Consider the following 25,821-nt stretch of genomic DNA (forward strand, 5'->3'; position numbering starts at 1 on the left):
TTTTGAAGCAATAGTTATTTATCTATTGGTGCTGTGATCATAATGATGATAGCGGTCGGTGCTTATATTATCTTTGCGAGATGGATAAAGCCTGACCAACAAACAGTCGTCACGTTTATTGACCCGGCACTGTTTCTGCTGCCGTTTTGAGTTCGTAATATTACGAGCGCCTTTCAATGGAAGCCACTATGCCGTTTCGTCGTTTCAGACTGAATAAATTCCTGTCCCGGCTAAGTTTTTCTTTCATGGTATTATTCTTATTTCTGTTGTTAGGGGCGGCAGTGATTTATGCGCAAACCAAAGCCAATATGCATCAGGATGCTGAAGCTAAGTTATTACAAGGTAGGGCTCGATTCGAGCAGATATTTAATAATTTGCAGCATGCGGCGCTTCAGGTAGAAACCGGATTAGGCAAACCTTGCATGCAAGTTGTTCAAAATCTGCGGGATCAAGTTGTCATTATACCGGATGTGCGTTCAGTCTCTTTAGCTAAGGGGACGACCATCTATTGTTCCTCGATATATGGCCCACTTTCCACGCCGTTTGATCTAGATGTGTTCGTTGATGGTCAACTGGAGCTAATGCAGGGTAATGATGTCACTCCAGATCGTGCTTTGATGGTGTATCGGCTGGCGCGAGGTGATTACAGCATACTGGTTGCGGTCGATGGCTATTATCTGCGCAGCATCCTTAACTTATTAAGTGGTGATATACAGTTGTATCTGAGGGTGGGTGATAAATGGATGGATGCGGTGGGTATGGTACATCCAGGCCACCCCCCCGAGGGAAGCGAACCGTTATATCTGGCCTCAGACAAGTTTGCTTATTCATTAAATACGACGCTCTCTAACCAGCAATATTTGGCCTATGCCTGGCAATATAATCAAGGTAGCCTGATATTTTTCATCTTAATGAGCATCGGTTCAGCCGCGCTGGTTTTCTGGTTATCGGGTAGGGCGGCATCACCCACACAGGTATTAAAACAGGCGTTAGAAAACAACGAGTTTGTTGCTTATATGCAGCCGATAGTATCAGGCAAAGAGCAATGCTGGGTGGGTTGTGAAGTTCTAATGCGTTGGCAGCATCCTGTTAATGGTTTAATTCAGCCGAATAAATTTATTCCGATGGCCGAGGACAGTGAACTTATTGTTCCGATGACTCGCGCTATCATGCAGCAAGTTAGTACCACTTTTGCACCTTACGTAAATCAGTTACCGGAAGGTTTTCACTTTGGTTTTAATATCAGTGCTAACCATTGCCGTGATCTGAGTCTGGTAGATGATTGCCGCCGTTTTATTCAGGCCTTTGGTGGTAATAAAATCAATATCACATTGGAATTAACCGAACGGAAATTAATCGTTGCCGATGAGATTACTGACCGATTATTTGCCGAGTTGCATGCTTTGGGGGTATTTATTGCTATCGACGATTTTGGTACCGGGCATTCAAGTCTGACTTATTTGCAGAACTTTAAAGTGGATTTTCTGAAAATTGACCAAAGTTTTGTTGGCATGATTGGTTCCGATGCATTGTCGAGCCACATTGTCGGGAATGTTATCGATCTCGCGACCCGACTGGGGTTGCAGACCATTGCAGAGGGAGTCGAAAACGACACTCAAATGCGCTATTTACAGGCCCATAACGTCGACTATCTGCAAGGCTATATGTATGGGCGGCCCATGCCGATGAGCGAATTTGCCAAATATATGTTCCATTAAGACTCATATTCTGACATTTGAAACAAAATAAAAAGGGTGCATATGCACCCTTTTTACGGTAGGTCATTGATGCCTAATCACAGCACAGCAACGATAGCTTCACACAGCGGAGCCATGTTATCAGGTGTCATACCTGCAACGTTTACTCGGCCAGAGTTGACAGCATAAACAGCAAACTCATTGCGTAGGCGCAGAACCTGCTCTTTAGTCAGGCCACTGAATGAAAACATCCCATTCTGGTTAATGATAAAGCTGAAGTCCTGCTTCGCACCTTTTTCCTGCAATGTATTCACAAACAACTGACGCATACGATGAATGCGCTGGCGCATATCGGTCAGTTCTTGTTCCCAAATGGCGCGCAATGTCGCGTTGCTCAGGATGGTGGCAACCACTGACGCCCCATGGGCTGGTGGGTTGGAATAGTTAGCACGGATAACGGCTTTAACCTGGCTGAAGGCGATATCGGCCACGTCGCTGCTAGCGGCAACAATGGTGCAAGCCCCGACACGCTCATTATACAAACCAAAGTTTTTCGAATAAGAGCTACAAACGATCAGTTCCTGATGTTTAGCAGCGAAAATACGCAGCCCCTGAGCATCTTCCTCCAAACCTTTGGCAAAACCTTGGTAGGCGAAGTCAAACAGTGGCAGCCAACCTTTGGCAACTGACAGCTCAGCTAATTGGCTCCATTGGGCTTCGGTTGGGTCGATACCGGTAGGGTTATGGCAGCAGCCATGGAATAGCACTACGTCGCCAGCCTGAGCTTCTGAGAGGCTTTTTAATAGCCCATCGAAGTCCAGTGAATGGTTCGCAGCGTCATAATAGGCATACTCAACCACTTCAAGCCCGGCAGCGGCGAAGATATTTTTATGGTTCGGCCAGCTAGGATTACTGACCCAGACACGTTTAGCGCTGGTCTGATGGGCGATAAAATCAGCAGCAATACGTAACCCACCGGTACCACCTGGGGTTTGAGCGGTACGCGCACGCTTATCGGCAATAATAGCGCTGTCGGCACCGAACAACAGTTCTTGCGTGCAACTGGCGAAAACCGGCAGGCCATCAATACCCAGATAGTTTTTAGTAACTTCGTTTTCCAGCAAATACTGCTCAGCTTTCTTCACGCTGGTCAGCACCGGCGTTTTACCGGTTTCGTCTTTGTAGACACCAATCCCCAGATTGATTTTATGAGGGCGGTCATCCGCGCGGAAAATATCGGTCAGGCCCAAAATCGGGTCAGCAGGTGCAGCAGTGATTTTTTCAAACATGTCAGAGGCTTCCATGGCTTAGCGTTAAGCAAACAGAACTATCAGGGTAGCGCCAGTTGCAGCCTTTGCCAACCGTTTGCGATAAAAAGAAATGAATGTTGTGAGGCGGGGGAATTCAGGGTGAAAAATCGGCAAAATAGTGCATTCGACAGCGTAATATCCCTCTATTGACTAAGGATAAAAACAAAAAGACAGAGCCGAAGCCCTGTCTTTTTTCAACTTATGTCAGCAGATAAACTGCGTGATTAAGTTTAACTTAGAACTGGTATACCAAGCCAACACCAACAACGTCATCAGTGTTCAGCTTGTTATCACGGGTGAAGTTGTCTTCATCCAGCAAGTTGATTTTGTAATCTACATAGGTAGTCATGTTTTTGTTGAATGCGTAGTAAGTACCAACAGAAACATATTTAACCAGGTCGTGGTTGTTGTAGTTTACGTAATCCAGGTCTTTACCTTTAGACTGTACGTAGCCTAAAGAAGGACGCAGACCGAAATCAAACTGATACTGTGCAGTGATTTCAATATCACGAGTTTTGTTAGCAATAGTATTGCTAAAATCACCGTATGGAGTCAGGTTCTGAGTTTCAGCATACATTACAGCCAAGTATACGTTGTTAGCATCGTATTTAGCACCAACGTTCCATGCCTGAGCTTTTTCACCGTTAGCTGTGCTGAATGCTTTTTGCTCGTTAGTGCGGTTTGCAGAAGAGAAACCAGCACCAAAGTTCACACCGTAACCGATATCATAAGTTGAAGAGATACCGAAACCGTCGCCATTCTGATCTTTCAGGTTAGCACCAGTGTAAACACCGGTAACTGGATCAATAGAACCAGCACGGTCATTCTGGTTTTTGCCTTGATATTGCAGAGCAAAGTTCAGGCCATCAACCAGACCGAAGAAGTTGGTGTTACGATAAGTAGCCAGACCAGTAGAACGACCAGTCATGTAGTTATCAGAGTTAGAGATAGAGTCGCCACCGAACACTGGCAGCATGTCAGTCCATGCGTTGACGTCATAGATTACGCCGTAGTTACGGCCGTAGTCCAATGAACCGAACTCAGCAAATTTCAGACCAGCAAAGCCCAGACGGGTTTTGTTGCCTTTGTCGCCTTGAGATTCAGCGTGGTTAGCCTGAACGTTGTATTCCCACTGGCCGTAACCGGTCAGTTGGTCAGTAATTTGGGTTTCACCTTTGAAGCCGAAACGAACATAAGTTTCGTCGCCGTCTTGGCCAGCGTTGTCAGAGAACTGGTGACGCGCATCAACTTTACCGTACAGATCAAGTTTGTTGCCGTCTTTGTTGTAGATTTCTGCTGCATTAGCTGCGCCAGCAACTAACAATGCTGGGATTACTACTGCAAGAATATTGCGCTTCATCATTATTATTACCCTCATTGGTGTTATTCGGACACCTGCCACTGCCGCCAATAATTTTTTTGGAACTATTGTTGAGAGTTTGGTGTCGTCTGTGTCTGAACGCAGTGTTCCATTCACAGACCTGATAATCCACACCGAAAATGCTACCAATTACCTGAATGTGTTTCATTGAGATACTATGTGTTACTAAATGTAAATATTGGGGAACTTTGTGACTTAGATCGAACTTTAAAAAATGACAAAAGCCAGCTGAGCTGGCTTTTATTTATACAAATAAACATTTTTTTTCGAAATGACGAACTTAGAAGCTGGCATTTCTCGGCGTGCGTGGGAATGGGATGACATCCCGAACGTTTTGCACCCCTGTTACATAGGAGATCAATCGTTCAAATCCAAGGCCAAATCCTGAATGCGGTACCGTACCGTAGCGACGCAGATCACGATACCACCAATAATCTTCTTTATTGAGGCCCATCTCTTCCAGACGTGCGTCCAACACATCTAAGCGCTCTTCACGTTGTGAACCCCCGATGATTTCACCAATTCCCGGCGCTAATACATCCATCGCTGCAACGGTTTTGCCATCTTCGTTCATCCGCATATAGAAAGCTTTAATGTCTTTCGGGTAGTTTTTAACCACTACCGGTGCCTTAAAGTGTTTCTCAGCCAAATAACGCTCATGTTCAGAAGACAAATCTATGCCCCATGACACGTCATTTTCAAATTTCTGGCCCGATGCTAGCAAAATCTCGATAGCGTCGGTGTAATCAACCTGAGCAAAATCAGAGGTGACAAAACGTTGTAGGCGATCTACCGCGTCTTTATCTACCCGCTCAGCAAAGAACTTCATGTCATCAGCACGTTCATTGAGCACAGCCTGGAAAACATATTTCAGCATTTTCTCGGCTAATGCGGCGACGTCATCTAAAGAAGCAAATGCGACTTCAGGTTCAACCATCCAGAACTCCGCCAAATGACGGCTAGTGTTGGAGTTTTCTGCCCGGAAAGTGGGGCCGAAAGTGTAAACTTTGGACAATGCACTGGCGTAGGTTTCTCCATTCAACTGACCGGATACCGTCAGGAATGCTTCTTTACCGAAGAAATCCTCGCTGAAATCGACAGCTCCAGTATCCGTGCGTGGCAAGTTTTCCAGATCCAGCGTCGACACACGGAACATTTCACCAGCACCTTCGGTGTCTGAAGCGGTGATCAGTGGGGTAGAAACCCAGAAGTAGCCGTTTTCATCGAAGAAACGGTGAATTGCCTGCGCTAAGGTATGGCGGACACGGGCAACAGCACCAATCAGGTTTGTACGTGGGCGTAAGTGAGCCACTTCGCGCAAGTATTCGATGCTGTGACGTTTTGCCGCCATCGGATAGGTATCGGGATCATCAACCCAGCCGACCACTTTGATAGCAGTTGCCTGAATTTCAAAGCTCTGGCCTTCACCTGGTGATGCCACCACTGTTCCAGTGACTTCTACTGAGCAGCCGGTAGTCAGATGCAGTACTTCATCCTGATAATTAGGCAAAGCATTATTCACGACGGCCTGTAACGGGTCAAAGCAGGAACCGTCATAAACGGCAACGAAGGAGATACCCGCTTTAGAATCTCTCCGGGTACGCACCCAACCGCGTACGGTGACTTCACTGTCAACCGCAGCACGGCCTTGCAGTACGTCGACTACAGGCACTACGCTCATAGATTTCTCTCTTTAATAGTTTTGATATAGAAATAGTTAACAACCCAACCAAATGGGGATGTTGCTATGTTACTTGCGGCAGTGCAGGACACAAGTAGAAATCACCAGATCAGTGCAACATTTCTGTCGTTATCCTTAATAAAGGCGGCACAAATCAGAGCTGGGTTTAATTGGGAAGTGGTTGTGAGGGGAAAACGGCTAAGTGAAGTGGCTCGCCGGGCTATATTAACGCCCCGACGAACCCTCATTATGCAGGCCGATACTAACTGGCCTTTTTGACTAACGGCAGGGCGAATGCTTCGCGTAACTCATCAACAAAAGCCGGGTCCTGACAGATAGTTTTACCCGGACTATCCGAGAGCTTTGCGACCGGCTTGTTGTTGCATTCAACCAGTTTAATGACAATGTTGAGCGGTTGAACGCCGGGAATATCACAAGTTAAACGGGTACCGATACCGAACACCAATTTAATTCGTTGATAGAAATGGCGATAGAGTGACAACGCTTTTTCCAGATCTAAATTATCTGAGAACACCAATGTTTTACTCATTGGGTCAATACCCAGCTTTTCATAATGGGCGATAGCTTTTTCACCCCATTCTACCGGGTCACCTGAGTCATGGCGCAATCCTTGATAGCGATTGGCGAATGTCTCATCAAAATCGCGCAAGAAGGCATCCATGGTAATACAGTCAGTCAGTGCGACACCAAGTTGATTTGGGTACTCATCTAACCAGACTTGAAGTGCCACGCGCTGACTATTGGCCAGTATCGGACTTATCTGCTGATGAGCCTGGAACCATTCATGGGCTTGAGTACCGACCGGAGCTAATGCCAGGTTGCGGGCTAAATCATAGTTGCTGGTACCTACAATATAGGGGAACTCATCTTTTAAGCTACTGACAATAGCATGCTGTATATCGCGTGAAAAACGGCGACGGGTGCCAAAATCCATTAGCTTGAAATGACTAATATCGATATCCGCGCTGAGAATCTTAAACTGCTGAAGTTTGTTGCGCAGTTGCGTGACGGCCTCGGCTGTTGTGACACCGACTGACCGGCGCCGATGAACGATTTCACTGATCACCGCCAGCAAAGGGACTTCCCATAAAATCGTTTCGCACCATAAACCGGCAATCCGAATATCTAATTTACCGTCATTATTGGATACGGTGACCTGCTCAGGGTTAAAACGAAAATCCCGCAACCAATTGAGGTAATCATCTTGAAAGAAGGGTAACCCCGAGAGGTAGGTAAACTCATCATCGGTTAACGCTAATTGTTTCATTAGCGCTATCTGATGGCGGATTTCATCGGCATATTCGCCCAGCAACTCATCACCACGGCAGCGGAATTCAGCGGCAACGGTAATATGGCGATAGCGATGGAACACGGCTTGTTGCATATGGAGCTTATAAGCATCCGTATCAAGCAGTGAAGTCAAAATCGGTGAGGCGTCTTGGGTCATGGCGCTATACAGCATCCTCGTAGGAGCATTTTCCGCAGTCAGCATATACCCTTGGTACTTGAAGTTGTCAGGGCTGCTTCGTTCACTCACCCGAATTACCTACTTATGTAAGCTCATCGTAATGCGTTCACTGGCCGCCGACCGGCAACACCAATTACTTTGGACATAATCTATAAAGTCGCAGGAGTATACCGGTATTATCCTGTTATTGAAGCCTCATCACACCATAAATGCTAATCACAGGTCTAGGATTAAACGTGCCATTATCAGTGAAACGGTTATTTTCTTTAGTGGTGTTGGCCCTGAAGGTCAGATTTTTAGCTGTTTAGCGAATAAAGGATAAATTGACTTATAAAATATAGGGTTATTAAATTGCACTACCGGGCAACAAAAGGTAAATCTTTGTTTCCTGTTAGTTATCAGAGGTCACCTTGGCAGCCTGGTGCGGGTATTTCCCCATCATTGAGATATCACAATCAACGCAGAGTAATGTGGGGAAATAGCAAACATCATACTATATGTTTAGACATCGACTTAGATAAGTACGATCAGGGAAGATGGCCGTAGGGTAGACCCGATCCCGCTTGATTGCGGATATGGTCGGTGAATTCTTGGCTAAGCGCTACAACATCATAGGCATAGGGTGGGACCCAGCCGATATCAGCGTCAAACCCACAATTGTTGAGTTCAGCAAGGCTATGGTTAAAAGTCGAGCTGTCATCATTAACTTTATCGCCGCCATTAAACGCCTTCATTACCCGACATTCAGCCGTAAGGTCATTAACCAAAAATATATTTTTCTCTGATAAAATACTAGACTGATAACCCAAGCCATAGCTGTATTCGTAGGGATATATAGGATCTGATTTATCTTGCTCAAATAAATTATTATAGAGATGTATGCTGCCGAAACGAACTCGCGGAGTACGCTGGATTATCCGCGTAAAGTAATTATTAAAGAATGTAACGTGCATGGTTCCTGCATCTTGCTCAGCATTACTATCGCTATGACCAATCAAAATAGTTTTGTCATGTAATTCAAAACGGCAGTGAGAAATCGTGACATAGTCAGAGCCGCGTTTAATATCTAACGCGCCATCATGCTGAACAAACTTCCAGCCATCCTTCTCGGTGTATTGATCAATCGTAAAACGGCCATCACTAAACGTGACATGGTCGATCCAGACATGGTGTGAATTAATGATATTTAAACCATCCCATTCAGCATTCCACCCATCACCTTCTTCAAACTGGGGATCGACATCTACTGGGTTCTCAATATAGATGTTATGAACGATAACATTACTGGCATCTTGGATAATGATTGAACCTTCGATAAATTTCGCATTCTCGGTGACACCAATTAACGTGGTATTGGCATTGAGATAAACAATACCACGCTGTTTCTGGTCTGCTTGGTCCTGATAAGGAAGACCTTCACTCACATCAATCAGACCATATACTTAAATTATCTTCGGCCGCTCTCCTGATTCCGATAATGCCCGTCTAAGTTCTGATACCGAAAAAACCAGATAAATATCATCACTGGTGGCTTCGCTGCCTCCGGTAGTTCCTCCGGCTTCAGCGGCCCAGCCTCCGACAGGAGAAATGTTTCTTGCAGCTTGATGAATGACACGTGAATTGATTCTGCTGGTCATAATAACTCCTGTTACATTTGAATATCTTAACAATCCTCCATTGAAATAGAACATAATTTTATTTTAAATAAAACGACGTCTCTATTGTTTTTGTTAAATCGATAATATGTATTATGAAGTGTTGAATCTTCAGTGTGTTGAGCTTATTTTTTATTGTTATATGGAATGGATGGCTATTTTGCGTTAAAGAAAACGATGAGTTAGGGGGCAACGACAAAAAGATCTGAATCTATGTTCAATCTTATTAATGTATGAAGGCCAATGTGCATGATGTCGGGTTTCGTCTGATGGTATTGGCATATTTTGCTGTCAGAAATGACGATACCGAGCAAATCAACGGATATTTTGCTCACCAAATGCAAGAAGGAAAATGAGCTGCGAGGCGGCTCGAAAAAAGCACATTCAATGCGTTATCTGCCGTAATAGCACTCGCTCTCACCTAGGTTTTTTTTACAATTGTGATACATTAAAAAGCTATCTGAGTCTGAGGCTAATGGGCTGACAGCAATGTTCTGGTCGCCGTGATACTGGCCTTATACGACTATTAATACAGACCTGATAATCATATTCACTGATGACGTCAAAAGGGTTCCTATGACACAACAGCTGCAAGCTAAATACCGTCACGATTATAAATCGCCGGATTACACCATTACCGATATCGATTTGGACTTCGCACTGGATGCGCAAAAAACGACGGTAACGGCGGTCAGTAAAGTAAAACGTCAGGTAGCAGATGTGACGCCGTTGATTCTAAATGGTGAGGATCTCACGCTCGTCAGTATCAGTGTTGATGGGCAAGTTTGGCCTCATTATCAGCTACAGGATAACTCGCTGGTCATTGAGCAATTACCCGCACATTTCACACTGACAATCGTCAATGATATTCATCCTGCGACCAACAGTGCACTTGAGGGATTATATCTTTCCGGTGACGCGCTGTGCACCCAGTGTGAAGCTGAAGGTTTCCGCCATATTACTTACTATTTAGACCGTCCTGATGTTTTGGCCCGCTTTACGACCCGCATCGTGGCTGACAAATCTCGTTATCCTTATTTGCTTTCCAATGGTAACCCTGTGGGGCAGGGGGCACTGGAAGATGGTCGTCATTGGATAAAATGGCAAGATCCATTCCCTAAGCCTTGTTATCTGTTTGCTCTGGTTGCCGGTGATTTTGATGTCTTGCGCGATAAGTTCATTACCCGCTCCGGGCGTGAAGTCGCATTAGAGCTTTTTGTTGACCGCGGTAATTTAGATCGTGCCGACTGGGCGATGACGTCGTTGAAGAACTCCATGAAATGGGATGAGACTCGTTTTGGTCTGGAATACGATCTCGACATCTATATGATTGTCGCGGTTGATTTCTTCAATATGGGTGCGATGGAAAATAAAGGCCTGAATGTATTCAACTCTAAATATGTTCTGGCAAAAGCTGAAACAGCAACAGATAAAGATTATCTGAACATTGAAGCGGTTATCGGACATGAATATTTTCATAATTGGACAGGTAATCGAGTCACGTGCCGTGATTGGTTCCAGTTAAGCCTGAAAGAGGGCTTGACGGTATTCCGTGATCAAGAGTTCAGCTCTGATTTAGGTTCACGTTCAGTTAATCGAATTGAGAACGTACGCGTAATGCGTGCCGCACAGTTTGCCGAAGATGCCAGCCCAATGGCCCATGCTATTCGACCAGACAAAGTTATCGAGATGAACAACTTTTACACCCTTACCGTGTATGAGAAGGGTTCAGAAGTTATCCGCATGATGCATACCCTACTGGGTGAACAACAATTCCAGGCCGGTATGCAGCTCTATTTTGAACGCCATGATGGTAGTGCCGCAACGTGCGATGATTTTGTACAAGCAATGGAAGATGCATCGAATGTCGATCTCTCTTTATTCCGTCGCTGGTATAGCCAGTCCGGCACTCCGATTCTGACCATTCGTGATGACTATGATGCTGAGAAGCAGCAGTACCATCTGCACGTCAGCCAGAAAACCTTACCAACCGCTGACCAGCCGGAAAAACTGCCGCTGCATATTCCATTAGATATTGAACTATATGACAGTAACGGTAATGTGATTGCGCTACAGAAAAACGGCTTGCCCGTCCATCATGTCCTGAATGTGACGGAGTCTGAGCAGACATTTACCTTTGATAATGTTGAACATACGCCGATCCCCTCTTTGCTGCGCGAATTCTCCGCCCCAGTCAAACTGGATTATACCTACAGTGATCAGCAGCTCACTTTCCTGATGCAGCATGCGCGTAATGAATTCTCTCGTTGGGATGCTGCCCAGAGCTTGCTGGCAACCTATATCAAACTTAATGTTGCCAAGTATCAGCAGAAACAGCCGCTGAGTTTACCCACTCACGTTGCGGATGCTTTCCGGGCAGTATTACTCGATGAAAATCTTGATCCGGCTCTGGCAGCGCAGATCTTGACCTTACCGTCAGAAAATGAAATAGCAGAGCTGTTTACTACCATTGATCCGCTGGCGATCAGTGCGGTTCATGAGGCTATTACTCGTTGTTTGGCTCAGGCATTGTCTGATGAACTGTTAGCCGTATATGTTGCGAATATGACACCTGTGTATCGTATTGAACACAGTGATATTGCCAAGCGTGCATTGCGTAATACCTGCCTGAATTATCTGGCTTTTGCTGATGAAGATTTTGCTAACAAGCTGGTCTCGTCACAATACCACCAGGCGGATAATATGACTGATTCGCTGGCCGCATTGGCGGCGGCAGTCTCTGCACAATTACCTTGCCGTGATGAGTTGCTTACAGCCTTCGATATGCGTTGGAATCATGATGGTTTGGTTATGGATAAATGGTTTGCACTGCAAGCGACGAGTCCGGCGGCTGATGTTTTGACACAGGTGCGGGCTTTGCTTAAGCATCCGGCATTCAGTTTGAGCAATCCAAATCGCACTCGTGCGTTAGTCGGTAGTTTTGCTTCGGGTAATCCGGCGGCATTCCATGCCAGCGATGGCAGTGGTTATCAATTCCTAGTCGAAATTCTCAGTGATTTGAATACCCGTAACCCGCAGGTGGCTGCACGGCTGATTGAGCCGTTGATTCGCTTGAAACGTTATGATGCTGGCCGTCAGGCTCTAATGCGCCAGGCGCTGGAGCAACTTAAAACGCTAGATAATCTGTCCGGTGATTTATACGAGAAGATAACTAAAGCACTGGCCGCATAATGGCTGAATCAGCCAATAGCGCTGCCTACTAACGTTACCTTCACAGCACAGAGGGCAGCAATGCCCTCTTTTTTATGGTTCTTGACCTACAAATAGTTAACACCTTGTTATCAATATAGTTAAACAAAGAGATTCTTTGCGTGGCTTTACTGAGCAATCGTTTACTTTCCTGATAGATAAATTTACCATTCCCGCGTCTATCCATAGGTTGAAAGCCGGTCAGGAGATCACATGTACTACCCACTCGTCAAAAAAGCACTATTTCAGCTTGATCCAGAACGTGCCCATGAATTCACTTTCCGGCAGTTAAAACGTGTTACTGGCACACCACTCGAATTCCTGGTTCGCCAGTCGGTACCAACCAAACCAGTGAGCTGTATGGGATTGTCATTCAAAAATCCATTAGGTTTGGCGGCGGGGCTGGATAAAGACGGTGAGTGTATTGATGCGCTGGGCGCGATGGGGTTCGGTTTTATCGAAGTGGGTACGGTGACACCCCGGCCACAGTCAGGTAATGATAAGCCAAGGTTGTTTAGGATCGTTGAAGCTGAAGGCTTGATCAACCGGATGGGATTTAATAATCACGGAGTTGATAACTTAATTGAAAATGTCAAAAAATCACATTTTGGCGGAATATTAGGTATTAATATCGGGAAAAATAAAGACACCCCGGTAGAGCAAGGTAAAGAAGATTACTTGATTTGTATGGATAAAATTTATCCTTACGCGGGATATATTGCGATTAATATCTCCTCACCTAATACCCCAGGGTTACGATCTTTGCAGTATGGTGAAGCGTTAGATGATTTGTTGGCAGCAATTAAAAATAAACAAACTGAATTACATCAGCGCCATCATAAATATGTTCCTGTGGCAGTAAAGATCGCGCCGGATCTTACCGAGGAAGAGTTGATCCAAATAGCTGACAGTTTAGTTCGCCATAATATAGATGGCGTTATTGCCACTAATACAACGTTAGATCGCTCTCTCATTCAGGGATTAAATTATTGCGAACAAGCCGGTGGTTTAAGTGGCCGACCATTACAATTACGCAGCACGGAAGTCATTCGTCGCTTATCACAAGAGCTGCAAGGGCGTCTGCCAATTATCGGGGTAGGTGGAATTGATTCGGTTACTGCCGCTCGCGAAAAAATGGCGGCAGGTGCTTCATTGATTCAAATTTATTCCGGCTTTATCTTCCGTGGGCCTGGTTTGATTAAGAATATCATCACTCATATCTAATTATTTAACTTCATTACTGGCCGGGGGGTTTATTTCTTCCTCCGGCTCGTCTATATTTTACTCCGGTAGATTAAATATACAGCGAAAGCCCTATACCTAAATAATGTGAGTTGCAGGTAGCCGGTAATCGAATAACAAAGTGGTCGTGAACTGATTTGAACGCGACTTATAGTGGTCTCGTAGAGGCGAGCTCCATGGATGGGCTGAGTAACGAGAGCCGCCAACGCACATGCTGTTTGAAGTATGATGCGGATATATGAAATTAATCCCATTTGATGGGCGAAGAACTCAGTTATTGAGTCAATGATGTTAGCAGCATGGCGGGAAGGAAAAATATGCGAATTAAACCAGATGATAAATGGCGTTGGTATTTTGATACCGAACACGACCGACTGATGTTGGATTTAGCTAATGGTATGATATTTCGCTCGCGTTTCCCGTCTAAAATGCTAACCCCAGATGCTTTCGATGAATCCGCATTCTGTGTCGACGATGCCGCTCTCTATTTTGAATTCGAAGATCAATGTCGCCAAATTAAATTGAGCCATGAACAACGTTCAGAATTAGTGTTAAATGCATTGGTCGCATTTCGTTTCCTAAAACCACTAATGCCCAAAAGTTGGTATTTTGTACAATACCCTAAAGCGCTGATGCCAAAAAATGGTGAGTTGGCGTTAGTTAAAGTATTGGATAGTGGTGAAGATGTTCGCTTGTTAGTGGTTGAGTCGGGTGATTCGGCAAGTTTGTGTTTATTAGCACAATCACAAGTGGTATTAGCTGGACGGCAGATGGTATTAGGTGATGCCATTAAGATAATGAATGACCGTTTGTTGCCCCTTATCATTGCAGAGGTTTATACCGCCCCAGCTTTCGACCGAGCGGTATAATTCCCCTTCTACCGCAGTAAAGTGGTTAGCTGCGCGCAGAGAGTAAGTTTATCGGGATTATCTTATTTACCGCTGAGGGTAATATCCCCTGTGGGAATACAGCTACAACAAAGAATAGTTCCGTCGTTGCCAATGGCACTCTGTTTTAAAGGTGCAACATCGCCATTCACTAATGTAATTCTACAACTGCCACATATCCCAGCCCGGCATGAATAAGGAATGCGGATATTTTGTTGTTCCAATTGTTCCAGCAATACCTGCTGATTATTACCATTAAAGCGAATGCCGTTATATTCAATCGATACCGCTTTGGATTGATCAAGTGGTGCCGCCAGGCTTTCAACTATGGCACCTGCACTGTATGGCCGAGGTGGTTTGGTTGACAGAATTTCTACTTCATCACCTATCCGAATAATACCGCTGTTCCTGGCCACCATATTCTGGCCAAAATCGATATCGCCATTTTCCGCAGTTCGGAATGTCTGTAGTGTTCGTAATGGCTCACCGGCTGGGTGTTTCCGCCCGCGTTCTACGCTGACGGTGGTTAATACACAACGGCTGCATGGCTTAACCAAATCAAAGGTGATATCTCCAACGCGAATCACCTGCCAACTGTCTTCGGCAAATGCACTGGCACCGGTTACGACTAAATTCGGGCGAAACTGTTCTAATTTAATACTGCCAGGGCAGCGTTGCTGTAGTTCTTTAAATGATGCTTCGTTAACGAGCAGGTAAGGGAAGCCATCAGCAAAAGACAGTGGAATCTCTGGCATCGGCTTCACCCTGCGGGTTAACTGTGCACCGAGCCAGCGTAATTGCACTTCACGCTGAAAATAGCCACTGAGCCAGTTGTTGATGGTCTCAGGGGCAATTAGCGCCGTAAAATGATTTCCCCAGACTTCCGTCGGTTCAGCATTGGCTAAAAAATCATTAAAGCGGATACTGGCACTCTCGCCATCGGGCGCCGTGAGATATAAACCGTCCGGCATTAATGCCGGGGTGAACAACACCATCTGCGGATTTTGGCGCGCAGTAATAAAAGTGCCATCCGGTTCGGTAATCATAAATACGCGGTCAAAGGCCAGCCCACTGCTGCTGACTTGAGCATGAGAAAGCTGCAAGCCGCGCATGGATTTCACCGGATGAACGTAGAGTCGGGAGAGGGTAATCACCATTGCCTCCGTGCGAGTATTAAATAAGAAGGAGCAACTTTATGACAAGCTGCTGGGATTAGCTATAATGCGCAACAATTTTCTTTTTGGTGATAGTGCGATATGAACTCTCTGTTTGCCAGCACGGCGCGTGGACTGGAAGAACTGTTAAAAAGCGAACTCGAAGCGCTGGGCGCTCACGACTGTAAAATAGTACAGGGTGGGGTACATTTTCAGGGTGACGATCGACTCATGTACCAAAGCCTGCTGTGGAGCCGCCTGGCTTCGCGCATCTTGTTACCGCTTAACGAATTTAAAGTTTACAGCGATTTGGACTTGTACCTCGGGGTGCAGGCGATCGACTGGCCGTCAATTTTTGGTGTGGATAAAACCTTTGCTGTGCACTTTAGCGGCGTGAATGATGAAATCCGCAACAGCCAGTACGGTGCATTGAAAGTAAAAGATGCCATTGTTGACAGCTTTACCCGTAAGTTGGAGCAGCGCCCAACGGTTGCCAAGCAGCAACCGGATATTCGGGTGAATGTTTTCCTACAACGGGATATGGCCAGTGTGGCATTGGATCTCAGTGGTGAAGGGCTGCATCAGCGCGGCTACCGTGATCTGACCGGTCAGGCTCCCCTGAAAGAAAACCTGGCAGCGGCAATTATCCAGCGTTCTGGCTGGCAGTCAGGTACACCGATGGTCGATCCGATGTGTGGTTCCGGTACATTGCTGATTGAAGCGGCAATGATAGCCTCTGATCGCGCCCCTGGTTTGCATCGCGCCCATTGGGGCTTTACCGCCTGGAGTGCCTTCAACGAAGTGCTATGGCGTGAATTGACCACCGAGGCGCAAGTGCGTGCCCGCAATGGTTTGCAGGAAACCACTTCTCGCTTCTTCGGTTCAGACATCGACAGACGAGTTATCGAAATGGCGCGTGCTAATGCCCGCCGCGCTGGGGTATCAGAGCTGATTAGCTTCAATGCCAATGATGTCAGTAAGTTAGTGAACCCCCTGCCGGAAGGGCCGGTAGGCACGGTTATCAGTAACCCGCCTTACGGTGAGCGGTTGGAAAGCGAGCCGGCATTGATTGCATTGCATAATATGCTCGGTCGCATCATGAAATCGGCATTTGGTGGCTGGCGTTTATCGCTGTTCAGTGCATCACCGGAATTGCTGAGTTGCCTGCAACTGCGGGCGGAACGTGAATTTAAAGCGAAAAATGGCCCGCTGGATTGCGTGCAGAAAAACTATCAGTTAGCGGCGAATCCACAGGGTGCTGCGGGTGTTCAGGTGGCAGAAGATTATGCCAACCGTCTACGTAAAAACGTGAAAAAGCTGGATAAGTGGGCCAAACAGCAGGGTATCGAATGCTACCGTCTGTATGATGCCGATTTGCCTGATTATAATGTGGCCGTCGATCGTTACGGCAGCAAAGTGGTGGTACAGGAATATGCGCCGCCGAAAACGATTGATGCGCAAAAGGCCCGCCAGCGCTTATTTGATGTGATTAATGCCACCCTTGCGGTACTGGATCTCCCATCCAATCAATTGGTATTAAAAACCCGTGAGCGCCAGAAGGGCAAAAACCAATACGAAAAGCTGGCGCAAAAAGGTGAATTCCTGCTGGTGAGTGAATATAACGCCAAGCTATGGGTTAACCTGACCGATTACCTCGATACCGGTCTGTTCCTTGATCACCGTATCGCTCGCCAGATGCTAGGTAAAATGAGCCAGGGTAAAGACTTCCTTAACCTGTTTGCCTATACCGGTACGGCCAGTGTTCATGCCGGCTTGGGTGGTGCGCGCAGTACCACGACGGTTGATATGTCGCGTACCTATCTGGAGTGGGCCGAGAAGAATTTGCGGGTGAATGGCTTAACTGGCCAACAACACCGCTTGATTCAGGCTGATTGCCTTTCATGGCTCAGTAACACCGATGAGCAGTTCGATGTGATCTTCATTGATCCACCGACTTTCTCCAACTCCAAGCGTATGGAGACCACCTTTGATGTTCAGCGCGATCACTTAGTGCTGATGAAAGAACTTAAACGGTTACTGCGCCGTAAGGGAACAATCATGTTCTCGAACAATAAGCGCGGTTTCCAGATGGATTTGGACGGGATAAAGGCGTTAGGGCTGGAAGCGAAAGAGATAACAGCTCAGACACAATCAGAAGACTTTGCCCGTAATCGTCAAATCCACAACTGTTGGCTGGTCACCCACAGCCACGAGGAAAAGTAGAAACTATGTCGTTAATTAGCATGTCCGGTGCCTGGCTGTCGTTCAGCGATGCACCTTTATTGGATAATACTGAATTGCATATTGAGGCAAACGAGCGCGTTTGTCTGGTGGGCCGTAATGGCGCAGGTAAATCCACCTTATTGAAAATTTTGAGCAAAGAAGTCGCACTGGATGATGGCCGCATCATTTATGAGCAAGATTTGATTGTGGCGCGTCTGCAACAAGACCCACCACGCAATGTGGCCGGTACCGTGTTTGACTTTGTGGCTGAAGGCGTGCAAGAACAGGCTGAACATTTAAAAGCCTACCACGCAAGCTTGCATCAGGTTGAGTTAGACCCAAGTGAGAAGAACCTCAATCGTCTGGCGGCATTGCAGGAGATTCTGGACCATCAAGGTTTGTGGCAATTAGACAGCCGCATTCAGGAAGTGCTGGTTCAACTTGGTTTATCTGCTGATGCCGAACTTTCATCACTGTCAGGTGGTTGGTTGCGTAAAGCAGCACTAGGCCGTGCGCTGGTAAGCTCGCCGAAAGTGCTGCTGCTGGATGAACCGACCAACCATTTGGACATCGAAACCATTAATTGGCTGGAAGGCTTCCTGAAAGAATTCCAGGGCAGCATCGTGTTTATCTCTCATGACCGTTCCTTTATCCGCGCGATGGCGACCCGTATTGTCGACCTTGATCGTGGCAAATTGGTGTCATGGCCAGGGAATTACGAACTGTATCTTGCCAGCAAAGAAGAAGCACTGCGGGTTGAAGAGCTGCAAAACGCTGAATTTGACCGCAAACTGGCGCAGGAAGAAGTGTGGATACGCCAAGGTATCAAAGCGCGCCGCACCCGTAACGAGGGCCGTGTGCGCGCGCTGAAAGCGCTGCGCATGGAGCGTTCTGAACGCCGTGAAGTGATGGGCACAGCCAAGATGCAAGTCGAAGAGACTGTGCGTTCAGGCAAAATTGTCTTTGATCTGGAGAATGTTAACTATCAGATTGATGGCAAAGTATTAGTGAAAGATTTTACCGCACAAGTACAGCGTGGCGATAAAATCGCGCTGGTGGGCCCAAATGGTTGCGGTAAAACGACATTACTGAAACTGATGCTCGGTCAGCTTAAAGCGGACAGCGGCAAAGTACATTGTGGCACCAAGTTGGAAGTGGCTTATTTTGACCAGCATCGGGCAGAACTTGATCCCGAACGTACGGTGATGGATAACCTGGCAGAAGGTAAGCAAGAAGTGATGGTAAATGGCCGCTCGCGCCATGTACTCGGTTACCTGCAAGACTTCTTGTTCCACCCTAAACGCGCAATGACACCGGTGAAAGCGCTGTCTGGTGGTGAGCGTAATCGCCTGTTATTGGCTAAATTATTCCTTAAGCCTAGCAACTTGCTGATTCTCGATGAACCGACCAACGATCTGGATGTGGAAACACTGGAGTTGTTGGAAGAGATGGTTGATAGCTATCAGGGCACAGTGCTGTTGGTAAGCCATGACCGTCAATTCGTTGATAACTCAGTGACTGAATGTTGGATCTTTGAAGGTAATGGCCAGATCAATAGTTTTGTTGGCGGCTATTATGACGCGCATCAGCAACGTGCTGAGGCAAAACCTATCCGTCAGGTAGCGGCTAAAGTTGAAGAAACCAAAACTGCGACACCGGTTAAGAGTAATGCTCCCGCCGCTAAGCGCCCGGGTAAGTTGAGCTATAACTTACAACGTGAGTTGGATCAGTTACCGCAACAGCTAGAAAAACTGGAAAATAAAATCAGTGAGTTACAGGCTGAAGTTGGTCACGCAGATTTCTTCTCCCGCCCGCATGAAGAGACACAACAGGTCTTGAAAGCATTAGCTGATGCTGAACAGGCGTTAGAAGTAGCATTTGGTCGTTGGGAAGAGCTGGAAGCTCAGAAAAACGGTTAAAAATGTGTAACCGCCGTTCTACCAGATGACGTGCAATACGATATTATGTCTATTGTTATAGTAAGTCTCTTGATAGAACGGTGTTCAACAATACCCAATAGATTTCAACGTGCAGGAAGGTAGCTTGCAGCGGCCTGATAGAGGCGAGAACCATGGATGGCGGAGTAACGGAACAGCCAACCATCTGCATGTTGAAAGATGAAGGGATATACAGGCCAGCCGTAAGGACATAGATATTGTATTCTGTTATTGAGCCTAAACACGGCGGGCAGTCAGGGAATGTCATCCTGTGCCGGCAGTGCGACATGTCAGTGGCCTTACCCTCCCTGCCTTATGGCACTAAAGCGGTATGTCCGCGTTGCAAAACCACACTGACTACCAGGTGGGATGAGCCACGCAAGCGCCCTGTGGGGTACGCGGTTAGCGCATTATTTATGCTATTACTGGCTAATATGTTTCCGTTCGTCAACATGCGTGTGGCCGGGATCACCAGCGAAATTACCTTACTCCAAATACCCAGAGTCATGGTGTCAGATAACTATGCCAGCATGGCAACGTTATTTATGGTACTGGTTCAGTTGATACCGGCATTCTGTATGGTAGCCATCATCCTGCTTTGCCTGCGGGTGCGGATGCCAGCCCACTTGAAAGCCGCAATAGCGAAAGCGTTATTCCAATTTAAAAGCTGGTGCATGGTTGAGATCTTCCTCGCCGGTGTGCTGGTGAGCTTTGTCAAACTGATGGCGTATGGCGACATCGGTATTGGCAGCAGTTTTATCCCCTATTGCCTATTTTGTCTGTTACAAGTCCGCGCCTTCCAATGTGTCGATCGTCATTGGATGTGGCAGGATATTGCCCCGGCTCCTGAACTGAAGCTCCCGTTGGTTGCGGGCCGTACTGGTTTGCGTCAGGGGTTGCGATCCTGTTCTTGTTGTACCGCAATTTTGCCGCAATCCCAGGTGCAATGCCCGCGCTGCCATACTCATGGCTATGTTCGTCGTCGCCATAGCTTGCAGTGGACAATGGCCCTATTGATCACCTCGATTCTGCTCTATATTCCGGCTAATTTGATGCCGATTATGATTACCGAAAGTCTGGGGAGTCAAATGGGTTCTACCATTATGGCGGGGGTCATTTTCTTGTGGAGCGAAGGTTCTTATCCGGTGGCGATGGTGATTTTTATCGCCAGTATCATGGTGCCATCGTTAAAAATGTTAGCGATTGCCTGGCTGTGTTGGGATGCAAAAGGTAAAGGTAATAGCGATACTGAACGGATGCATTTCATCTATGAAATCGTAGAATTTGTTGGCCGTTGGTCAATGATCGATGTCTTTGTTATTGCTGTGCTCTCTTCATTAGTCCGTATTGGGCAACTGATGAGTATTTATCCAGCGATTGGTGCACTGCTATTTGCCATGGTAGTGGTTCTGACAATGTTTGCTGCATTAACCTTTGATCCTCGTTTAACCTGGGATCGAATCAGTGAATCAACCCAAAAGGAGCCGCAAGGTGACGGACAATAATCCCAGCCAGAATGTGGCGGAAATTGAAAAAATCAAGCGATGGTCGCCGGTGTGGATCATCCCGATTGTCACTGTGCTGATTGGCGCATGGATTTTGTTTTATCATTTCAGCCACCAGGGGCCACAGGTGGTATTGACCACACTGAATGCCGAAGGTATTGAAGCAGGTAAAACAAAAATAAAAAGTCGTAGTGTGGATGTCGGTATCGTAGAGCAGGTCACGCTGAGTGAGGATCTGAACCATGTTATCGTGCAGGCACGGCTCAGCTCAGGCATGAATACCCTGTTACATGGCGATACCGTCTTCTGGGTGGTGAAGCCGCAGATTGGCCGTGAGGGTGTATCTGGCCTGGGAACACTACTTTCCGGTGCTTACATTGAGCTGCAACCGGGTAGCAAAGGTAAATCATTAAGTGAATTCACCTTATTGGATTCCCCACCGCTGGCCTCACCTGATGCTAAAGGGGTGCGTATCATTCTGGACAGCGAACAGGCTGGGCAGTTGAATGCTGGCGACCCGGTATTGTTCCGTGGCTACCGGGTCGGATCGGTAGAAACCAGTACCTTCGATGCCAAGTCACGCTTAATGCGTTATCAGTTATTTATTGGTGCGCCTTATGACAGTCTGGTCACCAGTAATGTCCGTTTCTGGAAGGACAGTGGTGTAGCGGTCGATCTATCATCACAAGGAATGCGAGTTGAAATGGCATCGCTGGCAACCCTTTTCAGTGGTGGCGTAAGTTTCGATGTGCCTGATGGTTTGGATCTGGGCAAACCGGTCACGGCAGATAAAGCTGAATTCAAACTGTTTGATAATCGCAGCAGCATTCAAAATTCTCTGTTCACTGAACATGAAGATTTCTTGTTGTTCTTCTCCGACTCTGTACGTGGTTTGCAGTCTGGTGCGCCGGTAGAGTTCCGTGGTATTCGTGTGGGTACTGTGGCCGATGTGCCGTTCTTCACCGAAGGTATGAGGCAGCGAGTTGATAATGATTTCCGTATTCCGGTGCTTATTCGCATTGAGCCAGGCCGTTTCCGCGATGATTTAGGCTCGGATACCAACTTTGCGCAAATATTGAAAACAGCCAAAGAACGCGGGCTACGTGCCTCATTGAAATCAGGTAACTTGCTGACGGGGGCGCTGTTTATTGATCTGGATTTCTACCCAGATGCCAAACCGTGGAAAGGGCCGTTGGAAGTGGCGGGCTATCCATTGCTGCCCACAGTCAGTGGTGGTTTAGCGCAAATTCAGCAGAAATTGATGCAAACACTGGATAAGATTAATAGTCTACCTCTGGATCCAATGGTGAATGAAGTCACGAAGACACTGGCTGAAAGTCAGAAAACGATGCGTGAAACTCAGAAAACCTTGGCGGCATTGACTGCAATCACCTCAAGCCCGGCGATGCAGGATCTCCCCAAAGATCTGCAAAAAACCCTGAATGAGTTGAATCGCAGCATGAAAGGCTTCCAGCCAGGTTCACCGGCCTACAACAAGATGGTGAGTGATATGCAACGGTTAGATCAGGTCTTGCGTGAATTACAGCCAGTATTGCGTACGCTGAATGAGAAGAGTAACGCGCTGGTATTTGAAGCGGCAGGAAGTCAGGATCCTCAGCCTAAGAAGGCCAAAAAATGATGAAATGGATGGCAGTTCTCGCAGCGCTGTTACTTAGCGCTTGCAGTAGCGAACCCGGCAAAACCTACTATCAGTTACCGGCACTCAGCGCACCTGCTACGGTCAGTAGTAGTGTTGCTTCAAGGCAATTATGGATTGAACATGTTGGTGTTGCTGATTATCTGGCTGCGACGGGAGTGGTATACCAAACCAATGATGTACAGTATGTCATTGCCAGCAACAACTTGTGGGCCAGTCCACTGGATCAACAGTTGCAGCAAACCTTGGTAACCAATCTGAGTAATGCGCTGCCGGGTTGGTTGGTCTCTTCACAACCACTGGATAGCGATCAGGATGTCCTCAATGTGACTGTAACCGGCTTCCATGGCCGCTATGATGGTCGCGCCGTCATTCGTGGTGTGTGGATACTGAAACATCAGGGACAGTTGATTAAGCAGCCATTCGATCTCGAGCTTAAACAGAGTGAAGACGGCTACGATGCTCTGATCCGAACCTTGGCGCAGGGCTGGCAGCAGGAAGCCAAGGTTATTGCTGCTCAGTTACAAAACGTTAAGTAATATTTTGTTCTAATTTAGTCTAATATCAGTCAAACCCTCTTTCGTTGCTAATGAAAAATTACTGCGAAAGAGGGTTTTTTGTTTAATATCAATATATTGCTTTCAGTTATCCCAAATCAATCACTTAGCAAATTCAGCGGACATAGCTCACAAATATGACATTGGCGTGAATTTTGCGCATTGCTTTTCTGTTTCCTAAGGTCTATCACTTAATTGTGACTGCACATAAAGTGGTCACTGTTTTCTTTCCACCAGACCGAAAGATGAGGGAAACGAGGCATGAAGAGACAGAAAAGAGATCGCCTGGAAAGGGCGTTGTCACGCGGGTATCAAGCAGGTATTTCAGGGCGTTCAAGGGAAATTTGTCCCTATCAAGCTTTAGACGCCAGATCGCATTGGTTAGGAGGTTGGCGACAAGCCATGGAGGACAGGGCTGTGACCGCTTAAGCGGCTCTCTGTCAGACTAAGGGATCACCTCCGCTTTATGCGCATATTGCGGAGGTTTTCATTTTTACTCTTCGTACTTGGTGCCGCAGCGTTGTTGGCTGCATTCGCTCACCCGAATCATTGACTAGTGTCAACTCATCGGGATTCACTCATTTGCCGCCTAGCTGCAACACCAATTACTTTGAGTAATACAGGTGGTACTTGTCGCTGCAGCATTGTTGGCTGCATTCGCTCACCCGAATCATTGACTAGTGTCAACTCATGGGGATTCACTCATTTGCCGCCTAGCTGCAACACCAATTACTTTGAGTAATACAGGTGGTACTTGTCGCTGCAGCATTGTTGGCTGCATTCACTCACCCGAATCATTGACTAGTGTCCAACTCATCGGGATTCACTCATTTGCCGCCTAGCTGCAACACCAATTACTTTGAGTAATACCGGTGGTACTTGTCGCTGCAGCATTGTTGTCTGAATTCGCTCACCCGAATCATTGACTGGCGTCAACTCATCGAGGTCTGACCAAATTATTCAGCCCAGCGTTTTAGCAAGATACTCGCGTTAACCCCGCCAAAACCGAAGCCATTTGACAGTGCATAGGTTATCTCATGGGGGAGAGCTTTACCTGCCACAATATTCAACCCCTTGGCCGCGGCATCCAGATTCTCCAAATTCAGAGTGGCAGGCACGATTTGATCACGCAGTGCCAGTACCGTGAAGATGGTTTCCAATCCGCCAGCCGCCCCCAGCAAATGCCCGGTGGCTGACTTGGTTGAGGTAATGGCTAAGGTATTACCTTCACCAAATAAGTGTTTAATCGCATTGATTTCGCCAAGATCCCCCACCGGAGTTGAGGTTGCATGCGCATTAAGATGCTGAACTTGTTCTGGCTTAATTTTAGCCTGACGCAATGCGATCTTCATTGCGCGATATGCGCCATCACCATCTTCAGCTCCAGAGGTCATATGGTAGGCATCAGCACTGGTACCGTAGCCGACAATCTCAGCTAACGGTTGTGCGCCACGGGCGAGAGCATGTTCCAATTCTTCAATAATCAGTAAACCGGCACCTTCCCCCATCACAAAACCATCGCGAGCACTGTCGAAGGGACGGGAGGCTTTCTCAGGTGTGCTATTAAAACCGGTTGATAGAGCACGAGCTGCAGCAAAACCAGCCAAACTGACCTTATCAATCGCGGCTTCAGCGCCACCACATAAGGCAACATCCGCTTCATCGTTGCGGATCATCCGCACCGCATCACCAATAGCTTGCACTCCCGCCGCACAAGCGGTGACGGGCGCGCCAATTGGCCCTTTAAAATGATGTTTAATAGAAACATGACCCGCAGCCAAATTCACCAAAAATGAAGGTATTGTGAAAGGGGAGAGGCGTTTTGGCCCGCGAGTGTCGGTGGTGCGTACGGCATGGGCAATTGCAGGGAAACCGCCAATACCAGAACCAATCACGGTAGCGGTACGTTCCTGTTTTTCTACATCGTCAGCATGCCAGTCGGCTTGGGTAATAGCTTCATCTGCCGCCGCCATCGCAAACGCAATGAAACGATCCATTTTCTTCTGATCTTTTGGCGCAACAGCTTTATCAGGATCAAAGCCTGCTTCTGAGTCTGCATCAAGTGTAGGCACTTGCCCACCAATCTTAGCTGACAAATCACCGACAATCTCATCCGGCAGAATACGGATGCCGGATTGCCCTGCCAGCAAACGTTGCCAAACAGTTTCGCTACCACAGCCTAACGGGGAAACCACACCCATACCTGTAATTACTACACGGCGCGTATTCATTGTTT

18 protein-coding genes are annotated in these 25,821 nt (G+C 46.9%); 10 read left to right on the top strand and 8 right to left on the bottom strand.

Annotation, left to right across the window (positions count from 1 at the left end; translation table 11 throughout):
- Positions 1–188: 188 nt before the first annotated feature.
- Positions 189–1,718 carry an EAL domain-containing protein gene (locus tag V1955_RS08340; RefSeq protein ID WP_083158451.1) on the top strand — a complete coding sequence of 510 codons (1,530 nt, stop codon included), beginning with the start codon at positions 189–191 and terminating at the stop codon, positions 1,716–1,718.
- A gap of 77 nt (positions 1,719–1,795) precedes the next feature.
- Here the strand turns inward: V1955_RS08340 and V1955_RS08345 are convergent, their stop codons facing one another.
- The 6 genes from V1955_RS08345 to V1955_RS08370 form a co-directional block, all read right to left on the bottom strand.
- A complete protein-coding gene (locus V1955_RS08345) occupies positions 1,796–2,986 on the bottom strand; it encodes an amino acid aminotransferase (protein WP_420071297.1) in 1,191 nt (396 codons plus the stop codon).
- Positions 2,987–3,242: 256 nt separating this feature from the next.
- Positions 3,243–4,367, bottom strand: coding sequence for a porin OmpF (gene ompF, locus V1955_RS08350; protein WP_372569894.1), 1,125 nt, complete (start codon positions 4,365–4,367; stop codon positions 3,243–3,245).
- 301 nt (positions 4,368–4,668) lie between these two features.
- A complete protein-coding gene (gene asnS, locus V1955_RS08355; protein WP_083158454.1) occupies positions 4,669–6,069 on the bottom strand; it encodes an asparagine--tRNA ligase in 1,401 nt (466 codons plus the stop codon).
- A 262-nt stretch (positions 6,070–6,331) separates the two neighbouring features.
- Complete coding sequence (gene pncB / locus V1955_RS08360; protein WP_442821432.1) at positions 6,332–7,537, bottom strand: nicotinate phosphoribosyltransferase; 1,206 nt, start codon at positions 7,535–7,537, stop codon at positions 6,332–6,334.
- A 548-nt stretch (positions 7,538–8,085) separates the two neighbouring features.
- Positions 8,086–8,982 carry a pectate lyase family protein gene (locus V1955_RS08365; protein ID WP_442820781.1) on the bottom strand — a complete coding sequence of 299 codons (897 nt, stop codon included), beginning with the start codon at positions 8,980–8,982 and terminating at the stop codon, positions 8,086–8,088.
- Positions 8,983–9,000: 18 nt separating this feature from the next.
- Positions 9,001–9,195: a hypothetical protein gene (locus V1955_RS08370; RefSeq protein WP_442820782.1), complete on the bottom strand. Its 195-nt coding sequence runs from the start codon at positions 9,193–9,195 to the stop codon at positions 9,001–9,003.
- A gap of 594 nt (positions 9,196–9,789) precedes the next feature.
- On the opposite strand from V1955_RS08370, the gene pepN reads away from it, so the two are divergent.
- The 3 genes from pepN (at position 9,790) to V1955_RS08385 (ending at position 14,534) form a co-directional block, all read left to right on the top strand.
- Positions 9,790–12,405, top strand: a complete 2,616-nt coding sequence (gene pepN, locus V1955_RS08375) for an aminopeptidase N (protein WP_442820783.1) — start codon at positions 9,790–9,792, stop codon at positions 12,403–12,405.
- A 231-nt stretch (positions 12,406–12,636) separates the two neighbouring features.
- Positions 12,637–13,647, top strand: coding sequence for a quinone-dependent dihydroorotate dehydrogenase (pyrD, locus tag V1955_RS08380; RefSeq protein ID WP_005184626.1), 1,011 nt, complete (start codon positions 12,637–12,639; stop codon positions 13,645–13,647).
- Positions 13,648–13,982: 335 nt separating this feature from the next.
- Entirely contained in the window at positions 13,983–14,534 is a 552-nt protein-coding gene (locus V1955_RS08385; RefSeq protein ID WP_083158459.1) for a cell division protein ZapC, read from the top strand.
- Between the two features lie 62 nt (positions 14,535–14,596).
- On the opposite strand, the gene V1955_RS08390 is transcribed toward V1955_RS08385, so the two are convergent.
- Positions 14,597–15,709 (bottom strand): YcbX family protein, encoded by a 1,113-nt coding sequence (locus tag V1955_RS08390; protein ID WP_420073600.1) that lies wholly within the window; start codon positions 15,707–15,709, stop codon positions 14,597–14,599.
- A 99-nt stretch (positions 15,710–15,808) separates the two neighbouring features.
- Between V1955_RS08390 and rlmKL the strand changes: the two genes are divergently transcribed.
- The 6 genes from rlmKL (at position 15,809) to rmf (ending at position 24,014) form a co-directional block, all read left to right on the top strand.
- Complete coding sequence (rlmKL, locus tag V1955_RS08395) at positions 15,809–17,929, top strand: bifunctional 23S rRNA (guanine(2069)-N(7))-methyltransferase RlmK/23S rRNA (guanine(2445)-N(2))-methyltransferase RlmL (RefSeq protein WP_083158461.1); 2,121 nt, start codon at positions 15,809–15,811, stop codon at positions 17,927–17,929.
- Between the two features lie 5 nt (positions 17,930–17,934).
- Entirely contained in the window at positions 17,935–19,848 is a 1,914-nt protein-coding gene (locus V1955_RS08400) for an ABC transporter ATP-binding protein (RefSeq protein ID WP_442820784.1), read from the top strand.
- Between the two features lie 236 nt (positions 19,849–20,084).
- Positions 20,085–21,371: a membrane integrity-associated transporter subunit PqiA gene (gene pqiA / locus V1955_RS08405; protein ID WP_420073599.1), complete on the top strand. Its 1,287-nt coding sequence runs from the start codon at positions 20,085–20,087 to the stop codon at positions 21,369–21,371.
- Positions 21,358–23,010, top strand: a complete 1,653-nt coding sequence (pqiB, locus tag V1955_RS08410; protein ID WP_442820785.1) for an intermembrane transport protein PqiB — start codon at positions 21,358–21,360, stop codon at positions 23,008–23,010. Before pqiA ends, pqiB begins: the two co-directional genes overlap by 14 nt.
- A complete protein-coding gene (gene pqiC, locus V1955_RS08415; protein ID WP_083158464.1) occupies positions 23,007–23,567 on the top strand; it encodes a membrane integrity-associated transporter subunit PqiC in 561 nt (186 codons plus the stop codon). The genes pqiB and pqiC overlap by 4 nt, the downstream gene beginning before the upstream one ends.
- 279 nt (positions 23,568–23,846) lie before the next feature.
- Positions 23,847–24,014, top strand: coding sequence for a ribosome modulation factor (gene rmf / locus V1955_RS08420; protein ID WP_005170911.1), 168 nt, complete (start codon positions 23,847–23,849; stop codon positions 24,012–24,014).
- 527 nt (positions 24,015–24,541) lie between these two features.
- Here the strand turns inward: rmf and fabF are convergent.
- The gene (gene fabF / locus V1955_RS08425) at positions 24,542–25,816 is read right to left on the bottom strand and encodes a beta-ketoacyl-ACP synthase II (protein ID WP_083158465.1); all 1,275 of its coding nucleotides are present in this window, start codon (positions 25,814–25,816) and stop codon (positions 24,542–24,544) included.
- Between the last annotated feature and the right edge of the window lie 5 nt (positions 25,817–25,821).

The sequence above is a fragment of the Yersinia sp. 2545 StPb PI genome, assembly GCF_052217125.1.
Classification (GTDB): domain Bacteria; phylum Pseudomonadota; class Gammaproteobacteria; order Enterobacterales; family Enterobacteriaceae; genus Yersinia; species Yersinia enterocolitica_E.

Coding starts and splice junctions, on each gene's coding strand:
- V1955_RS08340 (WP_083158451.1), top strand. CDS start 189: ATGCCGTTTCGTCGTTTCAGACTGAATAAATTCCTGTCCCGGCTAAGT.
- V1955_RS08345 (WP_420071297.1), bottom strand. CDS start 2,986: ATGTTTGAAAAAATCACTGCTGCACCTGCTGACCCGATTTTGGGCCTG.
- ompF (WP_372569894.1), bottom strand. CDS start 4,367: ATGAAGCGCAATATTCTTGCAGTAGTAATCCCAGCATTGTTAGTTGCT.
- asnS (WP_083158454.1), bottom strand. CDS start 6,069: ATGAGCGTAGTGCCTGTAGTCGACGTACTGCAAGGCCGTGCTGCGGTT.
- pncB (WP_442821432.1), bottom strand. CDS start 7,537: ATGACCCAAGACGCCTCACCGATTTTGACTTCACTGCTTGATACGGAT.
- V1955_RS08370 (WP_442820782.1), bottom strand. CDS start 9,195: ATGACCAGCAGAATCAATTCACGTGTCATTCATCAAGCTGCAAGAAAC.
- pepN (WP_442820783.1), top strand. CDS start 9,790: ATGACACAACAGCTGCAAGCTAAATACCGTCACGATTATAAATCGCCG.
- pyrD (WP_005184626.1), top strand. CDS start 12,637: ATGTACTACCCACTCGTCAAAAAAGCACTATTTCAGCTTGATCCAGAA.
- V1955_RS08385 (WP_083158459.1), top strand. CDS start 13,983: ATGCGAATTAAACCAGATGATAAATGGCGTTGGTATTTTGATACCGAA.
- V1955_RS08390 (WP_420073600.1), bottom strand. CDS start 15,709: ATGGTGATTACCCTCTCCCGACTCTACGTTCATCCGGTGAAATCCATG.
- rlmKL (WP_083158461.1), top strand. CDS start 15,809: ATGAACTCTCTGTTTGCCAGCACGGCGCGTGGACTGGAAGAACTGTTA.
- V1955_RS08400 (WP_442820784.1), top strand. CDS start 17,935: ATGTCGTTAATTAGCATGTCCGGTGCCTGGCTGTCGTTCAGCGATGCA.
- pqiC (WP_083158464.1), top strand. CDS start 23,007: ATGATGAAATGGATGGCAGTTCTCGCAGCGCTGTTACTTAGCGCTTGC.
- rmf (WP_005170911.1), top strand. CDS start 23,847: ATGAAGAGACAGAAAAGAGATCGCCTGGAAAGGGCGTTGTCACGCGGG.
- fabF (WP_083158465.1), bottom strand. CDS start 25,816: ATGAATACGCGCCGTGTAGTAATTACAGGTATGGGTGTGGTTTCCCCG.